Origin of the sequence: Neobacillus piezotolerans, from assembly GCF_003362805.1 — a bacterium.
In the GTDB taxonomy this organism is placed as follows: domain Bacteria; phylum Bacillota; class Bacilli; order Bacillales; family Cytobacillaceae; genus Bacillus_D; species Bacillus_D piezotolerans.
The window spans coordinates 13,002-38,684 of sequence record NZ_QNQT01000016.1 but is presented as its reverse complement, the minus strand read 5'-3'; the positions used below and the strand labels follow the sequence as shown (position 1 = coordinate 38,684).

Below are 25,683 nucleotides of genomic sequence, written 5' to 3'. Positions count from 1 at the left end.
TGGTTTATTGAAAGTACTGCTAATTAAAGTACTTCTGGAGCAAGGGAAATGATTTTCATGAAATTGCTGTCGCGCAGTTCGCGTGCAACTGGCCCGAAAATACGCGTTCCGCGTGGGCTCTTGTCATCACGGATAATTACACATGCGTTTTCGTCAAACTTGATGTAAGTTCCGTCTGGACGGCGTGCACCGCTCTTAGTCCGTACGATAACTGCCTTAACAACGTCACCTTTTTTAACAACGCCACCTGGTGTTGCTTGTTTCACTGTGCAGACGATCACATCGCCAATGCCTGCAGTTTTGCGGCCGGAGCCACCAAGCACTTTAATTGTCAGAACCTCACGGGCACCAGAGTTGTCAGCAACTTTTAAACGTGTTTCCTGTTGAATCATGCGTGTAACCTCCCTTCGGATGAAAGCTTATCCGAACAATTAAATAATAACTGCTTTTTCAATTACTTCTACAAGGCGGAAGCGTTTTGTAGCCGAAAGTGGGCGAGTTTCCATGATGCGTACAATATCACCGATCTTAGCCTGATTTTGCTCATCATGCGCCTTAAACTTTTTAGAGTATTTTACGCGTTTACCATAAAGAGGATGCTTTTTGTGTGTCTCGACAAGAACAGTAACAGTCTTATCCATTTTGTCGGATACCACGCGTCCGGTGTAAACTTTGCGTTGGTTGCGTTCGCTCATTAGGCGGACCTCCTCTCAATTATCGATTGTTAACGCCGATTTCTCTTTCACGGACAACAGTTTTCATACGAGCGATAGACTTGCGCACTTCCCTGATGCGGGCAGTGTTTTCAAGCTGTCCAGTCGCCAATTGAAAGCGAAGATTGAAAAGTTCTTCTTTTAATGACTTGACTTTTTGTTCTAGTTCGGCAGTGGTAAGGTCACGAAGTTCATTAGCTTTCATTTGATTCACCACCAATTTCTTCTCGTTTTACAAACTTGCACTTAACTGGAAGCTTGTGCGCGGCAAGGCGTAGCGCCTCACGTGCGATTTCTTCAGAAACGCCGGCAATTTCAAACATAATCTTGCCAGGCTTAACAACTGCTACCCAGCCTTCAGGAGAACCTTTACCGGAACCCATCCGTACTTCTAGAGGCTTTGCAGTATATGGCTTGTGTGGGAAAATTTTAATCCAAACTTTACCGCCACGCTTCATGTAACGAGTCATCGCGATACGGGCAGATTCAATTTGGCGGTTTGTGATCCAGGAGGCTTCAGTTGCCTGCAAACCGAATTCACCAAAAGTTACTTCAGTTCCGCCTTTTGCTTGACCGCGCATTTTTCCACGGTGCACACGGCGGTATTTTACACGCTTAGGCAATAACATGATTATTTGCCTCCTTCCTCGGTTTTCTTCTTCGTTGGAAGGACCTCACCCTTATAAATCCATACTTTTACGCCAAGCTTGCCGTAAGTAGTATCTGCTTCTGCAGTTGCATAGTCGATGTCTGCACGAAGTGTATGAAGGGGAACAGTTCCTTCGCTGTAGTGTTCAGAACGAGCGATATCTGCACCGCCAAGACGGCCGGATACCATTGTTTTGATACCTTTTGCTCCCGCGCGCATCGCACGTTGGATAACTTGCTTCTGTGCACGGCGGAAAGATACACGGTTTTCTAGCTGGCGAGCGATGTTTTCAGCAACTAGCTTTGCATCGATGTCAGCCTTTTTGATTTCAAGGATATTAATGTGGACACGCTTGCCAGTAAGCTGGTTCAACGCTTTACGAAGTGCTTCAACTTCTGTACCGCCTTTACCGATTACCATACCTGGCTTCGCAGTGTGTACAGTAACGTTAACACGGTTTGCAGCGCGTTCGATTTCTACTTTGGATACAGACGCGTCTTTAAGGCGCTTCTGGATGTATTCGCGAACTTTAATATCTTCATGAAGAAGATCAGCGAAGTCTTTGCCTGCGTACCACTTGGATTCCCAATCTTTGATGATGCCGATACGCAAACCGACTGGATTTACTTTTTGACCCACTAATTATCCCTCCTTCTTTTCTGATAGAACGATTGTGATGTGGCTCGTGCGCTTGTTGATTGCGCTGGCACGGCCTTGCGCACGCGGGCGGAAACGCTTCAGTGTCGGCCCTTCGTCAACGAATGCTTGCTCAACCACAAGATTGTTAACGTCCATTTCATAATTGTGTTCTGCGTTTGCCATAGCAGATTTCAACACTTTTTCAACGATTGGAGAAGCAGCCTTCGGAGTCAAAGTTAAAATGGCTACCGCTTCGCCAACTTGCTTTCCTCGAATTAAATCTACGACTAAACGAGCTTTACGAGGAGCAATACGGACTGTTCTTGCAACAGCTTTAGCTTGCATGATGTGATGCCCTCCTCTCATTAACGTCTGGTTTTCTTATCGTCATTGCCATGGCCTTTATAAGCACGTGTTGGAGCGAATTCTCCAAGCTTGTGTCCTACCATGTCTTCTGTGACATAAACTGGAACATGTTTCCGTCCATCGTACACAGCGATTGTGTGGCCGATGAATTGTGGGAAAATTGTTGAACGGCGTGACCAAGTTTTGATTACATGCTTGCTGTCAGCACCAAGGTTTTCGACCTTTTTCAATAGATGATCATCAACAAAAGGTCCTTTTTTCAAACTGCGACCCATGAGGGTACCTCCCTTCGAGACCGTTCTACGGTTCTGTATCTGAACCGTAGCTCAATCACGTTATTTTTTACGGCGTCGTACAATGAATTTATCGGACTTGTTCTTTTTCTTACGAGTCTTGCGTCCAAGGGTTGGTTTGCCCCAAGGAGACATTGGTGATTTACGTCCGATTGGAGAACGTCCTTCACCACCACCGTGTGGGTGATCATTCGGGTTCATAACAGATCCGCGGACTGTCGGGCGCTTGCCTAACCAGCGGGAACGTCCTGCTTTACCGATGTTGATCAATTCGTGTTGTTCGTTTCCAACTTGGCCGATGGAAGCGCGGCATGTCGCAAGGATCATGCGGACCTCACCAGAAGTCAAACGAACCAATACGTATTTGCCTTCCTTACCAAGGACCTGTGCAGATGTACCTGCGGAACGGACCAATTGGCCGCCTTTTCCAGGCTTAAGCTCGATGTTGTGGACAACTGTACCAACAGGGATGTTCGCTAGTGGCAGCGCGTTTCCTGTTTTGATATCAGCGTCTGGGCCGGACATTACTTCCATGCCTACCTTAAGGTTTTTAGGTGCAAGGATGTAACGCTTTTCCCCATCCACATAGTTGATTAGTGCAATGTTTGCTGAACGGTTTGGATCATATTCGATAGTGGCAACGCGTCCTGGAATGCCATCTTTGTCGCGTTTAAAGTCGATTAGACGGTATTGACGCTTATGGCCGCCACCTTGATGACGAACAGTTAACTTACCTTGGTTGTTACGGCCGCCTTTTCTTGTCAGCGGAGCCAACAAGGACTTCTCCGGTGTGCTAGTTGTGATTTCAGCGAAATCAGAAACTGTCATGCCGCGACGACCGTTAGAGGTAGGTTTGTACTTTTTAATCGCCATTTCTATTCCCTCCTCTTCTAGTTAAAATTCTAGGATTCAAAAATTTCGATTTCTTTGCTGTCGGCAGTCAGCTTAACAATAGCCTTGCGGCGTTTGTTTGTGTATCCGCCGAATTTGCCCATGCGCTTGAACTTACCTTTGTAGTTCATGATGTTTACTTTCTCAACATCAACGCCAAAGATTTTTTCAACAGCGTCTTTTACTTGTGTTTTATTGGCTCTTACGTCAACTTCGAACGTGTATTTCTTTTCAGCCATCAAATCAGTAGAACGTTCGGTGATAACGGGGCGCTTAATAACATCGCGTGCATCCATTATGCAAGCACCTCCTCTACTTTTTCAACCGCTGCTTTGGTGATGATTAGCTTATCATGATTAAGGACATCCACGACACTGATGCCGTTGGCTGCTACTACTGTAACGCCAGGAATGTTCCTTGCAGACAATGCTACGTTCTCATCAAGGTCAGCAGTTACAACAAGTGCTTTCTTTTCTACGGAAAGTCCTTTTAGGACGTTTACGAAATCTTTTGTTTTTGGCGCATCGAAAGCAAGGCTTTCAAGTACCAGGATGTTTTCTTCAAGCACCTTTGTGGAAAGGGCTGATTTAATTGCAAGGCGGCGTACCTTCCTTGGCAATTTGTAGCTGTAGCTGCGTGGTACCGGACCGAAAACTGTACCGCCGCCTTTCCATTGTGGTGAGCGGATTGATCCTTGGCGCGCACGGCCTGTTCCTTTTTGTCTCCATGGCTTGCGTCCGCCGCCGGATACTTCGGAACGAATTTTTGTTTTGTGTGTTCCCTGGCGCATTGAAGCCCTTTGCATCAGTATCGCTTCGAAAAGCACATGCTGGTTTGGCTCAATGCCGAAAACTGTATCATTAAGTTCGATTTCCCCAACTTGGGAACCGTTTTGGTTAAACAATGCTACTTTAGGCATTCCTTTGTTCCTCCTTTCTTAAGAAGTCCTATGCTTTTACCGCACTTTTAATTTTGATCAACGCTTTTCTTGCTCCAGGCACGTTGCCTTTCACTAGAAGCAGGTTGCGATCTGTATCTACTTTTACAATTTCAAGGTTTTGAACTGTAACTACTTCTCCACCCATGCGTCCTGGCAATGCTTTGCCTTTGAATACGCGGTTCGGGGCAACTGGTCCCATGGAACCTGGGCGGCGATGGTAGCGGGAACCGTGGGCCATTGGGCCGCGGGATTGTCCGTGGCGCTTAATTGAACCCTGGAATCCTTTACCTTTCGATACTCCAGTAACATCCACGATGTCGCCTTCTGCAAAAATATCAACTTTGACTTCCTGACCAACTTCAAATGCTGCCAAGTCTACTCCGCGGAATTCGCGAACGAAGCGCTTAGGAGCAGTATTCGCTTTAGCTACATGCCCTTTTTCAGGCTTGTTGGCAAGCTTTTCACGCTTGTCCTCAAAACCGACCTGGATAGCTTCGTAGCCATCGCTTTCGATCGTCTTCTTTTGAAGGACAACGTTGGCCGCTGCCTCAATAACTGTAACAGGGATTAAATCGCCGTTCTCAGCAAATACTTGAGTCATACCAATCTTTCTTCCTAAGATTCCTTTGGTCATTCGTCACACCTCCTGAAATAATTTGTTTTATGGTCGTTTATAGTTTGATTTCGATGTCTACGCCGGACGGCAGGTCTAAACGCATAAGTGAATCAACTGTTTGTGGAGTTGGGTTCACAATGTCGATCAGACGCTTGTGTGTACGCATCTCGAATTGCTCACGGGAATCCTTGTACTTATGGACCGCACGAAGGATTGTGTAAACCGTCTTTTCAGTTGGAAGCGGGATCGGGCCAGACACTGCTGCACCGGAACGCTTGGCTGTTTCAACGATTTTTTCCGCGGACTGATCCAGGATCCTGTGATCATACGCTTTTAATCGGATACGAATTTTTTGTTTTGCCATTATTTTTCCCTCCTTTTCGCCTATTTTGAAAATAGACATTCTCCGTGAAAATCTCCTGCACACTCGCCATGGCAAAGCGGCCGGGTGTGTCAGCAACCTCTCACATCATCGCAGTCAAAGACCAACATTGTCTATTATACATAAAACACCGCCTAAACGCAATAACATTCATGGGTTTTTTATGTTTCGCACACTTTTAATATTATAGCGGCATCATGCAGTGATTGCAATGTTTTTTTGGAGCATAGTCGGGATTTCATGTTTTTTCCACCCACACTGGCCCAACGCCTTTTGCCATTTAGTTATATTATAGAAGAAACTCGGATTTTGTCGGTAAAAATAAAAGCGGATGGGTCGTCACCCATCCGCTTCTTGTTTAATTATTATTCAACGATTGAAGCAACAACGCCAGCGCCTACTGTACGGCCGCCTTCACGAATAGAGAACTTTGTTCCTTCTTCGATCGCAACTGGAGCGATTAGCTCTACTGACATTTCGATGTTGTCGCCAGGCATAACCATTTCTACGCCTTCTGGAAGGTTACAGATACCTGTAATGTCAGAAGTACGGAAATAGAATTGTGGGCGGTAGTTAGTGAAGAATGGAGTATGACGTCCACCTTCTTCTTTAGACAAAACATAAACTTCCGCTTTGAACTTTGTGTGTGGAGTGATGGACTTTGGCTTAGCCAAAACCTGTCCACGCTCGATTTCTTCACGCGCTACGCCACGAAGAAGGGCACCAATGTTGTCTCCAGCTTCTGCATAGTCAAGAAGCTTACGGAACATTTCAACGCCTGTTACAGTTGTAGATTTTGGCTCTTCAGTGAAACCAACGATTTCAACAACGTCACCAACTTTAACTTGTCCGCGCTCTACGCGTCCAGTAGCAACTGTTCCACGGCCAGTGATTGAGAATACGTCCTCAACAGGCATCATGAAAGGTTTTTCAGTGTCACGTGTTGGAGTTGGGATGTAGCTGTCAACAGCATCCATAAGTTCGATGATTTTTGCTTCCCAAGCAGAATCGCCTTCAAGAGCTTTAAGAGCAGAACCTTTGATAACTGGAGTGTCATCGCCAGGGAACTCATATTCAGTTAGAAGGTCGCGGATTTCCATTTCAACCAACTCAAGAAGTTCTTCGTCGTCTACCATGTCGCACTTGTTCATGAATACAACAAGGTAAGGAACGCCTACCTGACGGGAAAGAAGAATGTGCTCGCGTGTTTGCGGCATTGGGCCGTCAGTTGCGGATACTACAAGGATACCGCCGTCCATTTGGGCAGCGCCAGTGATCATGTTTTTAACATAGTCGGCGTGTCCTGGGCAGTCAACGTGCGCATAGTGGCGGTTAGCAGTTTCATACTCAACGTGGGAAGTTGAGATAGTAATTCCACGCTCTTTTTCTTCTGGAGCGTTGTCGATTTGATCGTAGCCGCGCGCTTCACCGCCGCCTGCTTTTGCAAGTACAGTTGTGATTGCTGCAGTCAAAGTAGTTTTACCATGGTCAACGTGACCGATTGTTCCAATGTTAACGTGTGGCTTGGAACGGTCAAATTTAGCTTTACCCATTAGGAATTTCCTCCTTTAATTTTAAAAAGTTAAGTATTGTTAGGGGCTGAGTTTGGCAAGCCAAACCCAGCCTATGCTTACATAGTAGTTATACTTGATTGAAAGGCGAAAATCAATTATTCACCTTTATTTTTTTTGATGATTTCTTCAGAGATCGATTTAGGAACTTCTTCGTAGTGGTCGAAGTGCATTGAGAACACTCCGCGCCCCTGTGTGCTTGAACGAAGGGAAGTTGCGTAACCGAACATTTCTGAAAGTGGAACCATCGCACGGACTACCTGCGCATTTCCACGCGCGTCCATACCTTCAACACGTCCGCGGCGGGATGTGATTTGCCCCATGATGTCACCGAGGTATTCCTCAGGAATGACAACCTCAACCTTCATGACTGGCTCTAGGATTACAGGCTTACACTTGGAAGCCGCATTCTTAAGCGCCATGGAAGCGGCGATTTTAAACGCCATTTCAGAGGAGTCAACATCATGGTAAGATCCATCAAACAGCCTAGCTTTGATATCTACTAATGGATAGCCGGCAAGAACGCCTCTTTCGAGAGCATCTTCTAGACCTGCTTGTACGGCTGGCACGTATTCACGAGGAACGACACCGCCGACGATTCCGTTTTCGAACTCGAAGCCTTTTCCTTCTTCGTTTGGAGAGAATTCGATCCAAACGTGTCCGTATTGACCGCGTCCACCGGATTGACGGGCGAATTTACCCTCAACCTGTGCAGACTCACGGAAAGTTTCACGGTAGGCAACCTGAGGAGCACCCACGTTTGCTTCTACCTTGAATTCACGGCGCATACGGTCAACAAGGATATCCAGGTGAAGCTCACCCATACCGGCGATGATAACTTGTCCAGTTTCCTGGTCAGTGTGCGCACGGAAGGTTGGATCTTCTTCCTGAAGCTTTTGCAATGCAGTGGACATTTTGTCCTGGTCCGCTTTTGACTTAGGCTCCACGGATAGCTGGATTACCGGCTCAGGGAACTGCATGGATTCAAGAATAACTGGGCTCTTGTCATCACACAGAGTGTCACCTGTTGTTGTATCTTTCAAACCAACTGCAGCAGCAATATCGCCTGCGTAAACCTTGGAGATTTCTTGGCGGCTATTGGCGTGCATTTGAAGGATACGTCCTACGCGCTCACGCTTTCCTTTAGTGGAGTTCTGGACATAAGATCCAGATTCCAAAGTACCGGAGTAAACACGGAAGAATGTTAATTTACCAACATAAGGGTCGGTCATAACTTTAAACGCAAGAGCTGCGAATGGCTCTTCGTCGCTTGAATGCTTTTCAACAACTTCATCTTCGTCGCCAGGAGCGTGACCTTTGATTGCAGGTACGTCTAGAGGAGATGGAAGATAGTCGATTACAGCATCAAGCATTAATTGAACACCCTTGTTTTTAAATGCGGAACCGCAGATAACAGGGTAGAATTCAACAGAAGTTGTACCTTTACGGATGGCAGCTTTAATTTCTTCAATTGTAAGCTCTTCCCCGCCAAGATATTTTTCCATGAGTTCTTCGTCAAGCTCCGCAACCGCTTCAACAAGCTTTTCGCGATATTCTTCTGCTTGAGCGCGGTACTCTTCTGGAATTTCACGGACATCAATATCAGTTCCAAGGTCATTGCCGTAGAAAGTTGCTTTCATTTCCACAAGGTCAATGATTCCTTCGAATTGATCTTCAGCACCGATTGGAAGTTGGATCGGATGCGCATTAGCCTGAAGGCGGTCATGCAATGTTCCTACAGAATATAGGAAGTCGGCACCGATCTTGTCCATTTTGTTAACGAATACTACCCGTGGAACTCCATAAGTAGTAGCCTGGCGCCAAACTGTTTCAGTTTGAGGCTCAACGCCTGACTGGGCATCGAGGACAGCTACCGCACCATCAAGTACACGAAGGGAACGCTCAACCTCAACTGTGAAGTCTACGTGTCCTGGTGTGTCAATGATGTTTACGCGATGGCCTTTCCATTGGGCGGTTGTTGCAGCGGACGTGATTGTGATACCACGTTCCTGTTCCTGCTCCATCCAGTCCATTTGCGCAGCGCCTTCGTGAGTTTCACCAATTTTATGGATACGTCCAGTGTAATAAAGGACGCGTTCTGTTGTAGTTGTTTTTCCCGCATCGATATGGGCCATGATGCCGATATTACGGGTTTTATCCAAGGAGAACTCTCTTGCCATTGGGTCTTTCTCCTTCCTTGTATGAGTGTTTTAAAGATCCGGCTGGAAGCTACATCAATAACTGGACCTGAAGCCGGGAACATCGCCCGGCTCGGTATCCGTTTATATAGCTTGTCTGGCTTAGGACCCATAGTGGGTGCCTATACCGCTTTATTTTACCAGCGGTAGTGAGCGAATGCTTTGTTGGCTTCAGCCATTTTGTGTGTATCTTCACGCTTCTTGACAGACGCGCCTGAGTTGTTTGCTGCATCAAGGATTTCATTGGCAAGACGCTGTTCCATTGTCTTTTCGCCGCGAAGCCTTGCGTAGTTTACCAACCAGCGAAGTCCAAGTGTAGTGCGTCGGTCAGGGCGCACCTCAACTGGAACCTGGTAGTTCGCGCCACCTACACGGCGGGCTCTAACTTCAAGAACAGGCATGATGTTCTTCAGGGCTGCATCAAACACTTCCATTGGTTCTTTACCTGAACGCTCACGGATGATATCGAATGCATTATAAAGAATCGCCTGGGATGTACCTCTCTTACCGTCGATCATCATTTTGTTGATCAGGCGGGTAACTAGCTTTGAATTGTAAAGCGGATCTGGCAAAACGTCTCTTTTTGCTACAGGACCTTTACGAGGCATATTTTTTCCTCCTTTCAGAAAATCTTCTATTTAGGATAAGGTTATTATTTTTTCGGTGCTTTTGGACGCTTCGTACCGTATTTGGAACGGCCTTGCATACGGTTGTTAACACCAGCCGTATCAAGAGCGCCACGCACGATGTGGTAACGAACACCCGGTAAGTCCTTTACACGGCCTCCACGGATAAGAACAACACTGTGCTCTTGAAGGTTGTGGCCGATACCAGGGATGTAGGCAGTTACCTCGATACCGTTAGTCAAGCGCACACGAGCATATTTACGGAGCGCTGAGTTTGGTTTCTTAGGAGTCATCGTACCAACACGGGTGCAAACACCGCGTTTTTGTGGAGATGATACGTTCGTTTGTGATTTCTTGAAGCTGTTGTAACCTTTATTAAGCGCAGGAGATTTCGATGTTTCCTCAGTGGATTTACGAGGCTTGCGCACTAATTGGTTAATTGTAGGCATGTTTTTTCCTCCCTTCACAACATTTGTAGACCCACACATCCAGGTGGTTCTTTTTTTGGCAAAAACAAAGTTCTTGCAGCAGCATCTGCAAAAACAGTTTTCAACGGATTATTGCGACAGCAGAAGTTCCCACTTTAATGCCGCTGGCCTTGCCGAGCTTTTTCATCGAATCGACCCGCAGCACAGGTATGCCGTGTCTCTTCGCCGCTTCAACGGCTGCGTCCGTTAGTTCCGGATCCGCATCCGAAGCGACAACCAGTTCACTGGCGGTACCGTCTTCAAGCGCTCTGACTGCCTGTTTAGTTCCTATCAGGAGTTTCCTGGCCTGCAAAACTTTTTCGTAAGACATCGTTCATATCCTCCAAAGTTACAGGTGAATAGGAGCACCTTTGCTATATTACCATCATGAATAATGGATGTCAACTAATCTTGCGTATTTTTTTAAAAATGGCTATGTGAAATTCGTCTATTGATTTCCACTTCACAAAGAAAGCTTCCAAAGATATAAACATCGTATAACATAGCCAAAAACTCTTAAAAAACGGCACCAGGCTTTTGTCTGGTGCCGTTTCTGAATATAAGGGAAAGGTTCCCCGTTTATTCGATTGTAATGCCTTCTTCTTCCTCCCGGATGACCGGTTCCGCCTTGCGGTAACGCGTCATGCCTGTTCCGGCAGGAATAAGCTTTCCGATAATGACATTTTCCTTCAGGCCGAGAAGCTCGTCGCGCTTGCCTTTGATGGCAGCGTCTGTAAGCACCCTTGTCGTTTCCTGGAAGGATGCCGCTGAAAGGAAGGAATCCGTTTCAAGTGAAGCCTTCGTGATACCAAGAAGGACCGGACGACCGGTTGCCGGCATTTTGCCGTTCAGCAATGCTTTTTCATTCGCGTCCGTGAACTGGTGGATATCAAGAAGCATGCCCGGAAGGACATCGGTTTCACCCGCATCGATAATCCTGATTTTGCGCAGCATCTGGCGCACCATGACCTCAATGTGCTTGTCGCCGATTTCAACGCCCTGCATCCGGTAAACTTTCTGCACTTCACGCAGCAAGTATTCCTGAACAGTTCCCACATCAGTGACTTTAAGAAGCTCTTTCGGGTCAATCGATCCCTCAGTCAGGTCCTGCCCACGTTCTACCCTGTCGTTGACTTGAACCTTGAGCCTTGCAGTGTACGGCGCTGTATAAGTCCTTGATTCGACTTCACCTTGGACAACGATTTCCTGCTGGCGGTCACGCCCTTCGTTGATGCCGACTACGACACCTTCCAATTCGGCAATGACAGCCTGCCCTTTCGGGTTCCGCGCTTCGAAAAGTTCCTGGATACGCGGCAAACCTTGGGTGATATCGTCCCCTGCTACACCGCCCGTATGGAATGTACGCATCGTAAGCTGGGTTCCCGGTTCACCGATTGACTGGGCGGCGATAATCCCAACCGCTTCGCCCACTTCGACTTCCTGGCCTGTCGCAAGGTTGCGGCCATAACACTTCTTACATACGCCATGACGTGTGTTGCACGTAAATGCCGAGCGGATTTGAACTTCCTCGATGCCGGCGTTAGTAACCTCTACAGCAAGATCTTCCGTTATCAAGCCGTTTTCCGGTACGATGATTTCACCTGTTTCAGGATGCTTGATGTTCCTTCTTGCATAACGGCCGATTAGGCGCTCGTCAAGCGCTTCGATGACTTCGGTGCCATCCTTCAATGCGCGGATTCGTAAACCGCGGTCCGTTCCGCAATCGTCTTCCCGGACGATGACATCCTGTGCAACGTCGACAAGGCGGCGTGTCAGGTAACCCGAGTCAGCTGTTTTAAGCGCCGTATCGGCAAGGCCTTTACGCGCACCGTGTGTGGAAATGAAGTATTCCAATACCGTCAATCCTTCTCGGAAGGACGATTTGATTGGCAATTCGATAATCCGCCCTGCCGGGTTGGCCATCATACCGCGCATACCGGCAAGCTGAGTGAAGTTGGACGCGTTACCACGCGCTCCGGAATCGCTCATCATGAAGATTGGGTTAGTCTTATTCAGTGACTGCATCAGCTTGCCCTGAATGGTATCCTTCGCCTGGCTCCAGATGGAGATGACACGGTCATAGCGTTCGTCTTCGGTGATCAAACCGCGTCTGAACTGCTTCTGTACATTGTCAACCCTGCTTTGGGCGTCCGCGAGGATTTCTTCTTTTTCACCAAGTACGACGATATCAGCAACACCAACCGTGATTCCAGCCTTAGTCGAATACTTAAAGCCAAGGTCCTTCATACGGTCAAGCATTTTCGAAGTTTCGGTGATTTTGAAGCGTTTGAATACCTCGGCGATAATGTTTCCGAGGATTTTCTTCTTAAACGGTTCAACAAGCGGCATTTCCTTAATAAGCGCATGAATGTCAGCGCCCTTTTCAACAAAATACTTTTCCGGAGTTTTCACTTCGAGGTTGTGCTTTGTCGGTTCATTGATGTACGGGAACGACTTCGGCAGGATTTCGTTGAAAATAAGCTTTCCGACTGTCGTCAGCAAGAGCTGCTGGTTCTGCTCTTCGGTAAATGTTTCATTGTTAAGAGAACCTGCACTTACGGCAACCCGTGTATGCAAGTGTACAAAGCCATTTTGGTAGGCGATGAGCGCTTCGTTCGTATCCTTGAAGACCATCCCTTCGCCGATCGCGCCTTCGCGTTCCAATGTCAGGTAGTAGTTCCCCAACACCATGTCCTGGGATGGCGTTACGACCGGCTTGCCATCCTTAGGGTTAAGGATGTTTTGCGCCGCAAGCATTAATAGGCGTGCTTCTGCCTGAGCCTCGGCTGACAGCGGTACGTGCACCGCCATCTGGTCGCCGTCGAAGTCCGCGTTATACGCAGTACATACGAGCGGATGGAGGCGGATTGCCCGTCCTTCTACAAGTGTCGGTTCAAACGCCTGGATGCCCAGCCTGTGGAGCGTCGGTGCGCGGTTCAATAGGACTGGATGCTCACGGATTACTTCTTCTAGCACATCCCAGACCTCGGGCTGTACGCGCTCGATTTTCCGCTTTGCGGATTTAATATTATGGGCAAGGCCCTTTTCAACAAGTTCTTTCATGACAAATGGCTTGAACAATTCCAGCGCCATTTCCTTTGGCAGCCCGCATTGGTACATCTTCAGGTTCGGTCCTACGACGATAACCGAACGGCCTGAATAGTCAACACGCTTACCAAGTAGGTTTTGGCGGAAGCGCCCCTGCTTACCCTTCAGCATGTGTGAAAGGGACTTCAATGGACGGTTCCCCGGTCCTGTTACAGGACGTCCACGGCGGCCGTTGTCGATAAGCGCGTCGACGGCTTCCTGCAGCATCCGCTTTTCATTTTGTACAATGATGCTTGGCGCGCCAAGATCTAGCAGGCGCTTCAAGCGGTTATTCCTGTTAATGACACGGCGGTAAAGGTCATTCAGGTCGGATGTGGCAAAACGGCCGCCATCGAGTTGGACCATTGGACGAAGTTCCGGCGGAATGACCGGGAGAACATCAAGAACCATCCAGGATGGCTCATTTCCAGACCCACGGAAAGCTTCAAGGACTTCCAGGCGTTTGATCGCGCGTGTACGCCTTTGGCCCTGGGCCGTCCTTAATTCCTCTTTCAGGGAATCAGCCTCTTTATTAAGGTCAATATCCTGAAGGAGCTTCCGGATCGCTTCTGCGCCCATGGAAGCCTGGAATTTGTTGCCATACTTTTCCCGGTATGCCCGGTATTCTTTTTCGGATAAAAGCTGTTTCTTTTCAAGGGCTGTATCCCCTGCATCCGTTACCACATAGGAAGCGAAGTAGATTACTTCTTCCAGGGCGCGGGGTGACATGTCTAGGACGAGACCCATCCTGCTCGGGATTCCTTTGAAGTACCAAATATGGGAAACTGGCGCGGCAAGTTCGATATGGCCCATCCGTTCGCGGCGAACTTTCGCGCGTGTCACTTCAACGCCGCATCGGTCACAGACGACGCCCTTATAACGGACGCGCTTGTATTTTCCGCAATGGCACTCCCAGTCCTTTGTAGGGCCGAAAATCCTTTCGCAGAAAAGGCCGTCTTTTTCTGGCTTTAATGTACGATAGTTGATTGTTTCCGGCTTCTTGACTTCACCGAAAGACCATGAACGGATTTTATCTGGTGACGCAAGGCCGATTTTCATATACTCAAAATTATTAACATCCAGCAAGGGGCCTACCTCCCTTTTAATCTCCAGGTTTTACCCTGTAGCTGACAAAACCGGAATCCGGACGCGCATGGCGCCCGGGCGGTTATGGTTAAAACCAGAAAAGCTTATTCTTTTCGAGAATTGTCTAGCTCCAACGCTAACGCTTTTCTTGTTACTCTTTTGATCCCACTTTTTCAGACTCGAAGCTTTGTGCTTCAGGAGCAATTGTCAATGTATCTACCTGCTGCATATCATCTTCGTCTTCAAGGTCGCGCATTTCTATTTCCTCTTCATCGCCGGACAGGATTTTCACATCTAGCCCAAGGCTCTGAAGTTCTTTAATCAATACTTTGAACGACTCAGGAACGCCAGGTTCAGGTACGTTCTCGCCTTTTACGATTGCTTCGTATGTTTTCACACGGCCGACGACGTCATCGGATTTGACGGTAAGGATTTCCTGAAGCGTATAGGCGGCGCCATAAGCTTCAAGCGCCCAAACCTCCATTTCCCCGAAACGCTGTCCGCCAAACTGGGCTTTTCCGCCGAGCGGCTGCTGTGTAACGAGAGAGTATGGGCCAGTGGAACGGGCGTGCAATTTATCGTCAACCATATGGGCTAGCTTAATCATGTACATGACGCCGACTGATACCCTATTATCGAACGGCTCGCCAGTACGGCCGTCATAGAGAACCGTCTTCGCGTCGCGCGCCATGCCGGCTTCTTCGATTGTCGCCCATACGTCTTCCTCAGTCGCACCGTCGAATACCGGCGAAGCAACATGGATGCCAAGCGCCCTCGCTGCCATTCCAAGATGGAGTTCAAGCACCTGCCCGATGTTCATACGCGAAGGTACGCCCAGCGGGTTAAGCATGATATCCACAGGTGAGCCGTCCGGAAGATACGGCATATCTTCTTCAGGAAGGATTCGGGAAATAACCCCTTTGTTTCCGTGGCGTCCGGCCATTTTATCCCCTTCAGAGATTTTACGCTTCTGGACGATATATACACGGACGAGCTGGTTAACGCCCGGAGGAAGCTCATCACCGTCTTCACGGTTGAACACTTTAACATCCAGGACAATTCCTCCGCCGCCGTGAGGAACACGGAGGGAGGTATCCCTTACTTCACGTGCTTTTTCGCCAAAGATTGCATGAAGCAGGCGTTCTTCCGCTGTCAGTTCGGTTACCCCTTTAGGCGTAACCTTACCAACAAGCAAGTCGCCATCCTTAACTTCGGCTCCAGTGCGGATGATTCCGCGTTCATCAAGATTTCTTAACGCGTCTTCCCCTACGTTCGGAATATCGCGTGTTATTTCTTCAGGCCCCAGCTTTGTATCGCGGGACTCGGATTCATATTCTTCAATATGGATGGATGTATACACATCATCCTTAACAAGGCGCTCACTCATGATGATGGCGTCCTCGTAATTGTAGCCATCCCAGTTCAGGAATGCGACAAGTACGTTCCGGCCAAGCGCCAATTCGCCCTTTTCCATCGACGGCCCGTCGGCAAGGATTTCACCTTTTGTCACCCTGTCGCCTACGGAAACAATCGGGCGCTGGTTGTAGCAGGTTCCCTGGTTGGAACGGATAAATTTAAGCATCCTGTATTTATCCAGGTCGCCTTTTACTTCCTGGCCATCTATATCTTTTACGCGGCGGACCCAAACTTCGCGGGCTTCCACATGTTCGACGATTCCTTCGTGCTTGCAAATGACAGCGGCGCCGGAATCTTTCGCTGAAACGTGCTCCATCCCAGTACCAACTCTTGGAGCTTCCGGCTGCATCAATGGAACAGCCTGGCGCTGCATGTTCGCTCCCATGAGGGCGCGGTTGGAGTCATCATTTTCTAGGAACGGAATGCAGGCGGTTGCCGCGGAAACAACCTGTTTCGGTGATACATCCATGTAATCGACTCGTTCACGGGGTACTACCGTATTGTCGCTTCGGAAACGCGCCACGATGTCGGCATCGATAAACGACCCGTCTTCATCAAGCCTTGCGTTCGCCTGGGCCACTACATAAAGGTCTTCTTCATCCGCGGTCAGGTAATCGATGCGATCGGTCACTTTCCCGGTTTCAGGGTCTACCCGGCGGTATGGCGTTTCAATAAAGCCAAAGCGGTTTACCTTGGCATAAGACGAAAGCGAGTTGATTAGTCCGATGTTCGGTCCCTCTGGCGTTTCAATCGGACACATGCGCCCATAGTGTGAATAGTGGACGTCACGCACTTCAAAGCCCGCGCGCTCACGTGTCAAACCACCTGGTCCAAGCGCGGAAAGACGGCGTTTATGCGTCAGTTCGGCAAGAGGGTTGGTCTGGTCCATGAACTGGGAAAGCTGGGAGCTTCCAAAGAACTCTTTAATCGAAGCGATAACCGGACGGATATTGATCAACTGCTGCGGAGTGATGGTCGCAGTATCCTGGATCGACATCCTTTCACGTACAACCCGTTCCATCCTTGAAAGGCCAATTCGGAATTGGTTTTGCAGCAATTCACCTACAGAACGCAAACGGCGGTTCCCAAGGTGGTCGATATCGTCAGTGTCACCTACTCCATGAAGCAGATTGAAGAAATAGCTGATCGAAGCAATGATATCGGCCGGGCTGATGTTCTTCACCTGTTCCGGAACATAAGCATTGCTTAAGACATTAATTACTTTTTCGTTATCATCCGTCGGCGCGAAAATCTTGATTCCCTGCAGGACAATGTCCCCATCAACAACTCCGCCTCCAGGCTGGTAGCTGTACATGTTGATGTTCTTTTCTAGGTGGGGAATGAGCCGGTCAAGATTCCTGCGGTCGAGCAGTGTGCCCACCTCAGCGATAATTTCACCGGTTTCCGGATCCACCAATGCTTCAGCAAGCCGCTGGCCAAACAGACGGTTTTTAATATGAAGTTTTTTATTGATTTTGTAGCGCCCTACACTTGCCAGGTCATAGCGTTTAGGATCGAAGAAACGCGAAACGAGCAGGCTTTTGGCGTTTTCTACAGTCGGCGGTTCGCCTGGGCGAAGCCTTTCATAGATTTCGAGCAGCGCTTTTTCAATGCTGTCGGTATTGTCTTTTTCAAGTGTATTGCGGATATACTCATTGTCGCCAATGAGATCGATGATTTCTTGATCAGAGCCGAACCCGAGTGCACGCAAAAGAACCGTAACTGGCAGCTTCCGGGTACGATCTATCCTTACGTATACGACATCCTTGGCATCTGTTTCATATTCTAGCCAAGCGCCGCGGTTCGGTATAACGGTGGCTGTAAAACCTTTTTTCCCGTTTTTGTCCACTTTCCCGCTATAATAAACGCTCGGGGAGCGAACTAGCTGGGAAACGATGACACGTTCCGCACCATTAATGACAAAGGTGCCTGTTTCAGTCATCAGCGGGAAATCGCCCATGAAAACATCCTGGTCTTTAACTTCCCCTGTTTCTTTGTTGACGAGACGTACTTTTACACGCAGTGGTGCCGCATATGTAACATCCCGTTCCTTTGATTCCTCAACGGAATATTTCGGATCGCCAAGGCTATAATCAATAAATTCTAGAGATAGGTTACCAGTAAAGTCTTCAATCGGTGAAATATCCTGGAACATTTCACGCAGTCCCTCATCAAGAAACCATTGATAAGAAGAGGTTTGGATTTCAATAAGATTTGGTAATTCTAAAACTTCACTGATTCGCGCGTAACTTCTTCGTTGGCGGTGTCGTCCATACTGAACTAGTTGACCTGTCAACTGATTCACCCCTCAAATCAAGAGTTGTATTTTAAATCTATTTAGAGCCTGATGCCGGACTTCTGTCCCGCAACAGACAAAAAAGAAAAAGGGTTTTTCAACTCAAAAACCGCATTTTTCACATTATCACCTATTATTTTGTCATCTTTTCCTTCCTATACCAATTTTATACAAAAAGGGTTCCGTTTCTTTATTCACAGAAAGTTTTATCCTTTTTGCAAAAAAAGCTTGACAATCGGGAATAGTACCAGAAATATGATAATGGCATTTTATAATATTAACATAGCGGCATTTTCGAGTCAAATATTTTTTGCCTTAATAATGAAGTATCCCTTTTCCTTATCGACTACCTCAACTTCCCCAAATAGCTCATTCAGCTTATCCAGGGCGGATGGTGCTCCCTGCTTTTTTTGAATAACCACCCAAAGCTCACCTAGAGCAGCCAGCTTCTCCTTCGCTTGCACGAAAATATCATGGACGGTTTTTTTGCCCGCGCGTATAGGAGGATTCGTTAGGATTGCGGAAAAACCGGTCTCTTCCACCCCGGTCAGCCTGTCACTTTCATAAACAATGACATTCTCCACTCCATTCGCTTTCGCATTTTCTTTCGCCAGCTCCAGCGCCCTCTCATTTACATCGACCATATGTATGGTGCGGTCAGGGTATTGCCTGGCTATCGCAAGCCCGATCGGCCCATAGCCACAGCCAACATCAAGAATCGGCCCGGCCGTTTCCGGCAATGCGAATGTTTCGATAAGCAGCCTTGACCCGAAATCAACTTCATTTTTCGAAAAAACCCCGCTATCGGATTTAAATCGGAAACGGACATTCCTAAGCGTATAATCCCAGTGCTTTGGCGCGCTTTCGGTATGCGGTTTCCGTGAGTAATAATGATCCGCCATTATTTCCACCTCCAAGGAAAGCAGAAAAAAGCCCGCTTATGCAGCGAGCTTTCTTATAGGTTGATTACTTAACTTCGACGTTAGCTCCAACTTCATCAAGCTTAGCTTTGATAGCTTCAGCATCTTCTTTAGAAACGCCTTCTTTGATTGGCTTCGGAGTGTTGTCAACAAGGTCTTTTGCTTCTTTAAGGCCAAGTCCAGTGATTTCACGAACAACCTTGATAACCTTGATTTTTTGGTCGCCTGCAGATGCAAGGATTACATCAAATTCAGTTTGCTCTTCAGCAACTGGGCCAGCGCCGCCGCCAACCATAGCTACAGGAGCAGCTGCAGTTACGCCGAATTCTTCTTCGATAGCTTTTACTAGGTCGTTAAGTTCTAGAACAGTCATGGATTTGACTGCTTCAATGATTTGTTCTTTAGTCATTGTAAATTTCCTCCTCAAATTTGTTTGGGTTTTATTGTAAAGCGAAAACGGTCAGCTTACGCGCCTTGTTCTTCTTTTTGCTCTGCAACAGCTTTTGTAGCAAGAGCAAGGTTGCGGATAGGAGCTTGAAGCACGCTGAGTAGCATGGAAAGCAATCCTTCGCGGGATGGAAGTTCCGCAAGTGCCTTGATTTCGTCAGCAGTAGCAACGGTTCCTTCAATGATACCTGCTTTGATTTCCAAAGCGTCGTTCTTCTTCGCGAAATCATTGATGATTTTCGCTGGAGCAACTACATCTTCCGCACTGAACGCAATAGCGTTAGGACCAGTCAACGATTCGTTAAGGCCGGCAAGGTCGGAAGCTTCTGCCGCACGGCGGGTCATCGAGTTTTTGTAAACTTTGAATTCGACACCAGCTTCACGAAGCTGTTTACGAAGTTCAGTTACTTCCGCAACGTTCAGGCCGCGGTAGTCTACAACTACGGATGTTACGCTGTTTTTCAATTTACCGGCGATTTCATCGACGATCAATTTCTTTTGTTCGATAGCGCTGCTCATAATTACACCTCCTATAGATTTCTGCATTTATACCGGGCAAATAAAAGCCTCCATATCCGAAGGACATGGAGGCATAATACAACAAGCCGTTTTATGGGCTAATTCTATCGCATTCCCTCGGCAGGCTGTTTAAGCTGGGATCAGCACCTGCTGTCTTCGGTACAAATGTATTCATTTAAAACAACAGAAGTAATGTTAACAAACTTGAAATCATTTGTCAATAATTATTTCGCTGTTACGGAAGCCGGGTCAACTTTCACGCCAGGTCCCATTGTAGAAGATACTGTTACACTCTTCATGTAAGTTCCTTTAGCGGCAGCCGGCTTAACTTTCACCATTGTGTCGAAAATGGTCTTGAAGTTTTCAACAAGCTTTACATCTTCGAAAGATACTTTGCCGATAGGAACGTGGATGATACCAGCCCTGTCAACGCGGTATTCTACTTTACCAGCCTTGATTTCGTTAACCGCTTTAGTTACATCGAATGTAACCGTGCCGGTTTTAGGGTTTGGCATTAAGCCTTTTGGTCCAAGCGTCCGACCAAGCTTACCAACTTCACCCATCATGTCAGGTGTCGCAACGATTACATCGAATTCGAACCAGCCCTGTTGGATTTTGTTGATATATTCAGCATCGCCAACATAATCTGCGCCAGCAGCTTCTGCTTCCTTCGCTTTTTCGCCTTTTGCGAAAACGAGGACGCGCTGGGTTTTACCAGTTCCGTTAGGAAGGACTACCGCTCCGCGGATTTGCTGGTCAGCTTTCTTCGGATCTACTCCAAGACGGAAAGCCACTTCGACAGTCGCATCGAATTTTGCGTAGTTTGTTTTCTTTGCAAGCTCAATCGCTTCATTTACCGGATAAGCTTTCGTACGATCGACAAGCTTAGCGGCTTCTTGATACTTTCTGCTTTTCTTAGCCATGTTAAATTTCCTCCTTGATTTGTGGTTATAACGGAATGGACCTCCCACGTGAAAAGGCATAAGCGCCTTGTTCCCGGCGTCGGAGCCGGATTTCATCCCGCTCAACTTCCGCCTTACAGAACAAAGGTTGCGTGTGATAAATCAGCTACGCAACCCCATCTTACCTTAACAGTCAGCATGGATTAGTCTTCGATCGTGATGCCCATGCTGCGCGCTGTACCTTCGACCATGCGCATTGCTGCTTCAACGCTGGCCGCATTCAGGTCAGGCATTTTCTGTTCAGCAATCTCGCGCACCTTGTCGCGCTTAACTGTTGCTACTTTATTACGGTTAGGCTGGCCTGAACCAGACTGGATTCCGGCTGCTACTTTCAAAAGAACTGCAGCTGGAGGAGTTTTCGTAATAAATGTAAAGGAACGGTCTTCAAAAACCGTAATTTCAACAGGAATGATCAGACCCGCCTGGTCCGCTGTACGTGCGTTAAATTCCTTACAGAATCCCATGATGTTTACACCAGCTTGACCCAATGCAGGACCAACCGGTGGCGCCGGGTTAGCTTTACCAGCAGGGATTTGCAATTTAACTACCTTAATTACTTTTTTAGCCACGAGACACACCTCCTTAAAAAGTCCGTGATGTGGTAATAGGGGTATCCCCCTCCCACTCATTATAAAAGCCTTTATTCGCATAAAGAACTTGACAAATGTCCGGTTTTTCCTGTCCAAGACATACTGACCTTTGAAATGTTACCACTTTTCACGGTTGATTTCAAGCTATTTTACACTTTCAGTTAATTTTTCTTTTGTTTTTCTCGCGCGGCTGCAACCAATTATAATTTATCGATCTGTGAAAAATCGAGTTCAACCGGCGTATCGCGGCCGAACATATCGACGAGCACCCGCAGTTTTGATTTCGTTTTATCCATTTCTTCAATGGTTCCGGTCATGTCCGTGAACGGACCTTCCTTGACCCTGACAGTTTCGCCGATTTCAAAATTGACATCGACACGCTTTTCTTCCACGCCCATCCTCTTCAAGATGACCGCAACTTCTTCGGGAAGCAGCGGGGTTGGTTTTGAGCCTGATCCCGCCGAACCGACGAAGCCAGTTACCCCTGGCGTATTCCGGACAACATACCAGGAGTCATCTGTCATGACGATCTCAACTAGCACATAACCAGGGAACACCTTCCGCTTGACCGTTTTCTTTTTGCCATTTTTGAAATCCGTTTCTTCTTCTTCCGGAACGACCACACGAAAAATTTTATCCTGCATACCCATCGATTCGACGCGTTTTTCGAGGTTCGTCTTTACTTTATTTTCGTAACCGGAATAAGTATGGACCACATACCAGTTCTTTTCCATTTCAAAGGACTAAATGTCCGTCCCTCCCTGCATTTTCTTTTTCGCCATACATCGCTAAACGGCTGCTTTCGCATTTTTTTGTCCAGCTACAGCAGCCAGCGCCTAGTGTACTTCGGTCCCCTCGCTACGATAAGTCAACATCGATTCGCTTTCGCTCACCGTGTTTCCTTTACTGTGGGCAAGGTGCTCCTGCGCCACAGCAAATTCGGGGAAGTTGTCTTCAGCTCGTCGCAAAGCTGCAAGGAAGTAACTCATAGAAGTTGCTTCCCTCCAGTCCATACGGCGCTAAACGGCTGCTTCCGCTTTTCTAACACCAAATGAAAAAACCCGTTAAACCGGGCTTTGTAGAAATTTCCTGCATTATTTCCCATTATACCATGAACAGGGTGGGTTTATTCAAGAATTAATCGAATCAGCTTTGAAATGCCAAGATCGACAACCGCAAAGAATACGGCAAAGATTGCTACTGTTGTGATAACCGTAATCGTATAACGTGTAAGCTCGTCCCTCTTCGGCCAGCTGACTTTCCTCATTTCACGAGAGATATCGCGAAAAAAATTCGTTATGCGCTGCATTGTTTGTGACCTCCATCTATCCTGTATGCGAATCCTGCCATCCTACCTGGTTTCTTTGTGGACCGTGGAAGCATTGCAGGTTTTACAGTACTTTTTTAGTTCAAGACGTTCTTCCCTGGCCTGGCTGCTTGCCGCAGTCGAATAATTTCGCGAACCGCAAACGGAACAGGCAAGGACTGCTTTTTTTGTCATTTCGTCACCTGCTGCCAGTTTTTTGTCCTTAAAACTGTATCATGCCCACCAGTAACTGTCAATAAGCACTGTAAAGGGCCTTCAACAAAAGACAAACTTGACGGGGCCTAATGGGAATATTCCCGGATTTCAAGATAGCGCTCCAGCTTCCTCTTAACCCGTTGGAGTGCGTTATCAATCGATTTTACATGCCGGTTCAGCTCTTCGGAAATTTCCTGGTACGACTGGCCGTCGAGGTAAAGGGCTAGAACTTTCCTCTCCAGGTCGCTAAGAAGCTCGCTCATTTTTATTTCGATATGGTCGAATTCTTCCTGGTTAATGATAAGCTGCTCCGGGTCCATCGCCTTCGTGCCGCTGAGGACGTCCATTAGGGTCCGGTCGGATTCGTCGTCAAATATCGGCTTGTCCAATGAAACGTAGGAATTCAATGGGATATGCTTTTGCCTCGTGGCCGTTTTGATCGCCGTAATAATTTGCCTCGTAATGCAAAGCTCCGCAAATGCCTTGAAGGATGTGAGTTTGTCGTCACGAAAATCCCGGATTGCCTTATATAGACCAATCATGCCTTCCTGGACTATGTCTTCTTTGTCCGCGCCAATAAGGAAATAGGACCTCGCTTTGGCCCTGACAAAATTGCGATACTTGTGGATCAGGTAATCCAGGGCTTCGCTGTTGCCGCCGTGCACCAAATAAACGATCTCTTCATCTTCCATAATCAGAAACTCATCGCCTGCCCTTGACCTTACATCCACACTCACTGAGATCCCCCTCGCATGTACATGCATAGTTAGAAATATTATACAGTAGGTATTTTTTAAGCGTCAATGTTCATTTTTCGCCTCTGCGCCACTTTTCGAAAATTTCTGCCAACTCTTCGCTAATTTGAACCCTTGTTACGGGCTTCTTTTCCTGGATTTTCTTTACACTTTTTTCTATCTTTTTTTCGACGCCAGCCATTTCGATAAGAAGCTCACGCGCTGACTTCCTTAATGCACCTTGGCCAAAAATGACCCATTGTTCAGTAAAATCCGAGGTGGCCACATGAATCTGCGTTTTTCGATTTCCTAATTTGACCGCCAGCTTCTCAATCCTTTCATCCGCTGATTCATTCTCGCGCGTGAAAATGACCTCAACCTTATGGTTTTTAAACTTTTTCTCTATCCCTTGCACATAGTGCGCGTCAAAGACAACAATAACCCGGTAACCTGAGAATCCCTGGTATTCCGCCATCAATTCGATCAGCCTGTCCCTGGCAGCCGCCAGGTCCCGGGCCTTCAATTCCCTAAGTTCCGGCCAGGCGCCGATAATGTTGTAGCCGTCAACTAAAAGGATATCCATTCCTATCCCTCAAGCGGATGGCGCCTGCGGTATACCTCATACATGAGCAACGCCGCCGCCACAGAAGCATTCAGTGACGTTACTTTCCCGGCCATTGGCAAGTGGACAAGGAAATCGCATTTCTCACGGATCAGCCTTCCCATACCCCTTCCTTCGCTTCCAATGACCAGCCCAAGCGGCATAGTGAAATCCTGTTTCCGATAATCGACGCTTCCTTTCGCATCTGTTCCCGCGATCCATACGCCTCGCTCTTTCAATTCATCAATTGTCCGCGCGAGATTTGTTACCCGGGCGACCGGAATATATTCAATCGCCCCGGTCGATGCTTTCGCTACTGTCGAAGTAAGCCCTACCGCCCTCCGCTTCGGTATGATGATGCCATGGGCGCCCACTGCATCGGCAGTCCTCATAATCGAGCCGAGGTTATGGGGATCCTCAATCTCATCAAGAAGCAGAAAAAATGGCTCCTCGCCTTTCTTTTTTGCCGCGTCAAAAAGGTCGTCTACTTCGGCATATTGATAAGCCGCAACATATGCCAGCACCCCCTGATGGTTCCCATCGGACAGCTGGTCGATTTTCTTCTTTGGCACATATTGGACAATGACGTTCGCTTCCTTGGCCAGTTCAGTAATTTGCTGCATTTGACCGCGCTGAGAGCCCTCGGCGATCAGGATTTTGTTGATGTCCCGCTTCGACCTTAATGCTTCCAGGACGGGATTTTTGCCAATGATTGTATCCTCACTCATCCTTAACCCTACCTTTCCTGCCCTCTACAAACTCAAATGCATTTTCAACAAGCTCTTCAAGCCGTTCTGTGGCGCCCGATAAATAAAGGGAACCAATTAGCGCCTCGAAGGCGGTGCTATGCCTATAGGTTACGACATCCGTATTTTTCGGTACCGAACCTGATTTTGCATTCCGGCCCCTTTTCACCACTGCCATTTCTTCTTCGGAAAGCAAACCTTCATCCATAAAGCTAAAAAGTATTTGTGACTGGGCTTTCGCGGACACGTATTTTGTCGCTTCCACATGGAGGCGGTGCGGTTTGACCGTACCTTTTTGAAGGAGATGGCGCCTGACATAGACTTCAAGCACCGCATCCCCCATATAGGCCAGCGCAAGGCTGTTCAACTGTTTTTCATCAATATTTGTTTCATAATGGAGCATAGG

At 47.6% G+C, this 25,683-nt stretch carries 31 protein-coding genes and 1 other annotated feature; all 31 genes read right to left on the bottom strand.

Features of this window, described 5'->3' with window-relative positions; all coding sequences use genetic code 11:
* Positions 1 to 23: 23 nt before the first annotated feature.
* Positions 24 to 392, bottom strand: coding sequence for a 50S ribosomal protein L14 (gene rplN / locus DRW41_RS20880; protein ID WP_115453968.1), 369 nt, complete (start codon positions 390 to 392; stop codon positions 24 to 26).
* Between the two features lie 39 nt (positions 393 to 431).
* Entirely contained in the window at positions 432 to 695 is a 264-nt protein-coding gene (rpsQ, locus tag DRW41_RS20875) for a 30S ribosomal protein S17 (RefSeq protein ID WP_115453967.1), read from the bottom strand.
* Positions 696 to 714: 19 nt separating this feature from the next.
* On the bottom strand, positions 715 to 918 hold the full coding sequence (gene rpmC / locus DRW41_RS20870; protein WP_043931561.1) for a 50S ribosomal protein L29: 204 nt from the start codon (positions 916 to 918) through the stop codon (positions 715 to 717).
* On the bottom strand, positions 908 to 1,342 hold the full coding sequence (gene rplP / locus DRW41_RS20865; RefSeq protein WP_048823015.1) for a 50S ribosomal protein L16: 435 nt from the start codon (positions 1,340 to 1,342) through the stop codon (positions 908 to 910). Before rplP ends, rpmC begins: the two co-directional genes overlap by 11 nt.
* A gap of 2 nt (positions 1,343 to 1,344) precedes the next feature.
* Positions 1,345 to 2,001 carry a 30S ribosomal protein S3 gene (gene rpsC, locus DRW41_RS20860; protein WP_115453966.1) on the bottom strand — a complete coding sequence of 219 codons (657 nt, stop codon included), beginning with the start codon at positions 1,999 to 2,001 and terminating at the stop codon, positions 1,345 to 1,347.
* 3 nt (positions 2,002 to 2,004) lie between these two features.
* Positions 2,005 to 2,346, bottom strand: a complete 342-nt coding sequence (rplV, locus tag DRW41_RS20855; protein ID WP_043931564.1) for a 50S ribosomal protein L22 — start codon at positions 2,344 to 2,346, stop codon at positions 2,005 to 2,007.
* Between the two features lie 20 nt (positions 2,347 to 2,366).
* On the bottom strand, positions 2,367 to 2,642 hold the full coding sequence (rpsS, locus tag DRW41_RS20850; protein WP_053364773.1) for a 30S ribosomal protein S19: 276 nt from the start codon (positions 2,640 to 2,642) through the stop codon (positions 2,367 to 2,369).
* Between the two features lie 60 nt (positions 2,643 to 2,702).
* Positions 2,703 to 3,533 carry a 50S ribosomal protein L2 gene (gene rplB / locus DRW41_RS20845; protein ID WP_115453965.1) on the bottom strand — a complete coding sequence of 277 codons (831 nt, stop codon included), beginning with the start codon at positions 3,531 to 3,533 and terminating at the stop codon, positions 2,703 to 2,705.
* A gap of 29 nt (positions 3,534 to 3,562) precedes the next feature.
* Complete coding sequence (gene rplW / locus DRW41_RS20840) at positions 3,563 to 3,847, bottom strand: 50S ribosomal protein L23 (RefSeq protein ID WP_053364771.1); 285 nt, start codon at positions 3,845 to 3,847, stop codon at positions 3,563 to 3,565.
* Complete coding sequence (gene rplD / locus DRW41_RS20835) at positions 3,847 to 4,470, bottom strand: 50S ribosomal protein L4 (RefSeq protein WP_115453964.1); 624 nt, start codon at positions 4,468 to 4,470, stop codon at positions 3,847 to 3,849. The genes rplW and rplD overlap by 1 nt, the downstream gene beginning before the upstream one ends.
* A gap of 28 nt (positions 4,471 to 4,498) precedes the next feature.
* Positions 4,499 to 5,125 carry a 50S ribosomal protein L3 gene (rplC, locus tag DRW41_RS20830; protein WP_115453963.1) on the bottom strand — a complete coding sequence of 209 codons (627 nt, stop codon included), beginning with the start codon at positions 5,123 to 5,125 and terminating at the stop codon, positions 4,499 to 4,501.
* Between the two features lie 37 nt (positions 5,126 to 5,162).
* Positions 5,163 to 5,471, bottom strand: a complete 309-nt coding sequence (rpsJ, locus tag DRW41_RS20825; RefSeq protein ID WP_053368705.1) for a 30S ribosomal protein S10 — start codon at positions 5,469 to 5,471, stop codon at positions 5,163 to 5,165.
* A gap of 383 nt (positions 5,472 to 5,854) precedes the next feature.
* Entirely contained in the window at positions 5,855 to 7,042 is a 1,188-nt protein-coding gene (gene tuf, locus DRW41_RS20815; RefSeq protein ID WP_115453961.1) for an elongation factor Tu, read from the bottom strand.
* Between the two features lie 116 nt (positions 7,043 to 7,158).
* A complete protein-coding gene (gene fusA / locus DRW41_RS20810) occupies positions 7,159 to 9,240 on the bottom strand; it encodes an elongation factor G (RefSeq protein ID WP_115453960.1) in 2,082 nt (693 codons plus the stop codon).
* A gap of 155 nt (positions 9,241 to 9,395) precedes the next feature.
* Positions 9,396 to 9,866: a 30S ribosomal protein S7 gene (rpsG, locus tag DRW41_RS20805; protein ID WP_115453959.1), complete on the bottom strand. Its 471-nt coding sequence runs from the start codon at positions 9,864 to 9,866 to the stop codon at positions 9,396 to 9,398.
* A gap of 44 nt (positions 9,867 to 9,910) precedes the next feature.
* A complete protein-coding gene (gene rpsL / locus DRW41_RS20800) occupies positions 9,911 to 10,333 on the bottom strand; it encodes a 30S ribosomal protein S12 (RefSeq protein WP_115453958.1) in 423 nt (140 codons plus the stop codon).
* Positions 10,334 to 10,433: 100 nt separating this feature from the next.
* Positions 10,434 to 10,682, bottom strand: coding sequence for a 50S ribosomal protein L7ae-like protein (locus DRW41_RS20795; protein WP_115453957.1), 249 nt, complete (start codon positions 10,680 to 10,682; stop codon positions 10,434 to 10,436).
* A 248-nt stretch (positions 10,683 to 10,930) separates the two neighbouring features.
* Entirely contained in the window at positions 10,931 to 14,524 is a 3,594-nt protein-coding gene (gene rpoC, locus DRW41_RS20790) for a DNA-directed RNA polymerase subunit beta' (RefSeq protein ID WP_115453956.1), read from the bottom strand.
* Positions 14,525 to 14,675: 151 nt separating this feature from the next.
* On the bottom strand, positions 14,676 to 18,236 hold the full coding sequence (rpoB, locus tag DRW41_RS20785) for a DNA-directed RNA polymerase subunit beta (RefSeq protein ID WP_115453955.1): 3,561 nt from the start codon (positions 18,234 to 18,236) through the stop codon (positions 14,676 to 14,678).
* A 299-nt stretch (positions 18,237 to 18,535) separates the two neighbouring features.
* The gene (locus DRW41_RS20780) at positions 18,536 to 19,138 is read right to left on the bottom strand and encodes a class I SAM-dependent methyltransferase (protein ID WP_115453954.1); all 603 of its coding nucleotides are present in this window, start codon (positions 19,136 to 19,138) and stop codon (positions 18,536 to 18,538) included.
* Between the two features lie 64 nt (positions 19,139 to 19,202).
* Positions 19,203 to 19,565 (bottom strand): 50S ribosomal protein L7/L12, encoded by a 363-nt coding sequence (gene rplL / locus DRW41_RS20775; protein ID WP_053364760.1) that lies wholly within the window; start codon positions 19,563 to 19,565, stop codon positions 19,203 to 19,205.
* 56 nt (positions 19,566 to 19,621) lie between these two features.
* Positions 19,622 to 20,122, bottom strand: a complete 501-nt coding sequence (gene rplJ / locus DRW41_RS20770; protein WP_115453953.1) for a 50S ribosomal protein L10 — start codon at positions 20,120 to 20,122, stop codon at positions 19,622 to 19,624.
* A gap of 32 nt (positions 20,123 to 20,154) precedes the next feature.
* Positions 20,155 to 20,300 (bottom strand) — a sequence feature (ribosomal protein L10 leader region).
* Between the two features lie 46 nt (positions 20,301 to 20,346).
* Complete coding sequence (gene rplA / locus DRW41_RS20765; RefSeq protein WP_115454002.1) at positions 20,347 to 21,045, bottom strand: 50S ribosomal protein L1; 699 nt, start codon at positions 21,043 to 21,045, stop codon at positions 20,347 to 20,349.
* Positions 21,046 to 21,227: 182 nt separating this feature from the next.
* On the bottom strand, positions 21,228 to 21,653 hold the full coding sequence (gene rplK / locus DRW41_RS20760; protein WP_048822996.1) for a 50S ribosomal protein L11: 426 nt from the start codon (positions 21,651 to 21,653) through the stop codon (positions 21,228 to 21,230).
* Between the two features lie 221 nt (positions 21,654 to 21,874).
* Positions 21,875 to 22,408 (bottom strand): transcription termination/antitermination protein NusG, encoded by a 534-nt coding sequence (gene nusG / locus DRW41_RS20755; RefSeq protein WP_115453952.1) that lies wholly within the window; start codon positions 22,406 to 22,408, stop codon positions 21,875 to 21,877.
* Between the two features lie 392 nt (positions 22,409 to 22,800).
* Positions 22,801 to 22,983: a preprotein translocase subunit SecE gene (secE, locus tag DRW41_RS20750; protein ID WP_115453951.1), complete on the bottom strand. Its 183-nt coding sequence runs from the start codon at positions 22,981 to 22,983 to the stop codon at positions 22,801 to 22,803.
* A gap of 42 nt (positions 22,984 to 23,025) precedes the next feature.
* On the bottom strand, positions 23,026 to 23,175 hold the full coding sequence (rpmG, locus tag DRW41_RS20745) for a 50S ribosomal protein L33 (protein ID WP_115453950.1): 150 nt from the start codon (positions 23,173 to 23,175) through the stop codon (positions 23,026 to 23,028).
* Between the two features lie 107 nt (positions 23,176 to 23,282).
* Positions 23,283 to 23,888: an RNA polymerase sporulation sigma factor SigH gene (gene sigH / locus DRW41_RS20740; protein WP_439330893.1), complete on the bottom strand. Its 606-nt coding sequence runs from the start codon at positions 23,886 to 23,888 to the stop codon at positions 23,283 to 23,285.
* 115 nt (positions 23,889 to 24,003) lie between these two features.
* Positions 24,004 to 24,513 carry an NYN domain-containing protein gene (locus DRW41_RS20735; protein ID WP_115453948.1) on the bottom strand — a complete coding sequence of 170 codons (510 nt, stop codon included), beginning with the start codon at positions 24,511 to 24,513 and terminating at the stop codon, positions 24,004 to 24,006.
* A 2-nt stretch (positions 24,514 to 24,515) separates the two neighbouring features.
* A complete protein-coding gene (gene rlmB, locus DRW41_RS20730) occupies positions 24,516 to 25,259 on the bottom strand; it encodes a 23S rRNA (guanosine(2251)-2'-O)-methyltransferase RlmB (protein ID WP_115453947.1) in 744 nt (247 codons plus the stop codon).
* Positions 25,252 to 25,680: a Mini-ribonuclease 3 gene (locus DRW41_RS20725; protein ID WP_115453946.1), complete on the bottom strand. Its 429-nt coding sequence runs from the start codon at positions 25,678 to 25,680 to the stop codon at positions 25,252 to 25,254. The genes rlmB and DRW41_RS20725 overlap by 8 nt, the downstream gene beginning before the upstream one ends.
* Positions 25,681 to 25,683 lie beyond the last annotated feature (3 nt).

Coding starts and splice junctions, on each gene's coding strand:
- rpsQ (WP_115453967.1), bottom strand. CDS start 695: ATGAGCGAACGCAACCAACGCAAAGTTTACACCGGACGCGTGGTATCC.
- rplJ (WP_115453953.1), bottom strand. CDS start 20,122: ATGAGCAGCGCTATCGAACAAAAGAAATTGATCGTCGATGAAATCGCC.
- DRW41_RS20725 (WP_115453946.1), bottom strand. CDS start 25,680: ATGCTCCATTATGAAACAAATATTGATGAAAAACAGTTGAACAGCCTT.
- sigH (WP_439330893.1), bottom strand. CDS start 23,888: ATGGAAGATGAAGAGATCGTTTATTTGGTGCACGGCGGCAACAGCGAA.
- rplC (WP_115453963.1), bottom strand. CDS start 5,125: ATGACCAAAGGAATCTTAGGAAGAAAGATTGGTATGACTCAAGTATTT.
- rplV (WP_043931564.1), bottom strand. CDS start 2,346: ATGCAAGCTAAAGCTGTTGCAAGAACAGTCCGTATTGCTCCTCGTAAA.
- rplD (WP_115453964.1), bottom strand. CDS start 4,470: ATGCCTAAAGTAGCATTGTTTAACCAAAACGGTTCCCAAGTTGGGGAA.
- rlmB (WP_115453947.1), bottom strand. CDS start 25,259: ATGAGTGAGGATACAATCATTGGCAAAAATCCCGTCCTGGAAGCATTA.
- rplB (WP_115453965.1), bottom strand. CDS start 3,533: ATGGCGATTAAAAAGTACAAACCTACCTCTAACGGTCGTCGCGGCATG.
- rpsS (WP_053364773.1), bottom strand. CDS start 2,642: ATGGGTCGCAGTTTGAAAAAAGGACCTTTTGTTGATGATCATCTATTG.
- DRW41_RS20735 (WP_115453948.1), bottom strand. CDS start 24,513: ATGGATATCCTTTTAGTTGACGGCTACAACATTATCGGCGCCTGGCCG.
- DRW41_RS20780 (WP_115453954.1), bottom strand. CDS start 19,138: ATGGCGGATCATTATTACTCACGGAAACCGCATACCGAAAGCGCGCCA.
- rplP (WP_048823015.1), bottom strand. CDS start 1,342: ATGTTATTGCCTAAGCGTGTAAAATACCGCCGTGTGCACCGTGGAAAA.
- rpsJ (WP_053368705.1), bottom strand. CDS start 5,471: ATGGCAAAACAAAAAATTCGTATCCGATTAAAAGCGTATGATCACAGG.
- rpmC (WP_043931561.1), bottom strand. CDS start 918: ATGAAAGCTAATGAACTTCGTGACCTTACCACTGCCGAACTAGAACAA.
- rplW (WP_053364771.1), bottom strand. CDS start 3,847: ATGGATGCACGCGATGTTATTAAGCGCCCCGTTATCACCGAACGTTCT.
- rplN (WP_115453968.1), bottom strand. CDS start 392: ATGATTCAACAGGAAACACGTTTAAAAGTTGCTGACAACTCTGGTGCC.
- rplA (WP_115454002.1), bottom strand. CDS start 21,045: ATGGCTAAGAAAAGCAGAAAGTATCAAGAAGCCGCTAAGCTTGTCGAT.
- fusA (WP_115453960.1), bottom strand. CDS start 9,240: ATGGCAAGAGAGTTCTCCTTGGATAAAACCCGTAATATCGGCATCATG.
- rpsL (WP_115453958.1), bottom strand. CDS start 10,333: ATGCCTACAATTAACCAATTAGTGCGCAAGCCTCGTAAATCCACTGAG.
- rpmG (WP_115453950.1), bottom strand. CDS start 23,175: ATGACAAAAAAAGCAGTCCTTGCCTGTTCCGTTTGCGGTTCGCGAAAT.
- nusG (WP_115453952.1), bottom strand. CDS start 22,408: ATGGAAAAGAACTGGTATGTGGTCCATACTTATTCCGGTTACGAAAAT.
- rplL (WP_053364760.1), bottom strand. CDS start 19,565: ATGACTAAAGAACAAATCATTGAAGCAGTCAAATCCATGACTGTTCTA.
- secE (WP_115453951.1), bottom strand. CDS start 22,983: ATGCAGCGCATAACGAATTTTTTTCGCGATATCTCTCGTGAAATGAGG.
- tuf (WP_115453961.1), bottom strand. CDS start 7,042: ATGGGTAAAGCTAAATTTGACCGTTCCAAGCCACACGTTAACATTGGA.
- DRW41_RS20795 (WP_115453957.1), bottom strand. CDS start 10,682: ATGTCTTACGAAAAAGTTTTGCAGGCCAGGAAACTCCTGATAGGAACT.
- rpsG (WP_115453959.1), bottom strand. CDS start 9,866: ATGCCTCGTAAAGGTCCTGTAGCAAAAAGAGACGTTTTGCCAGATCCG.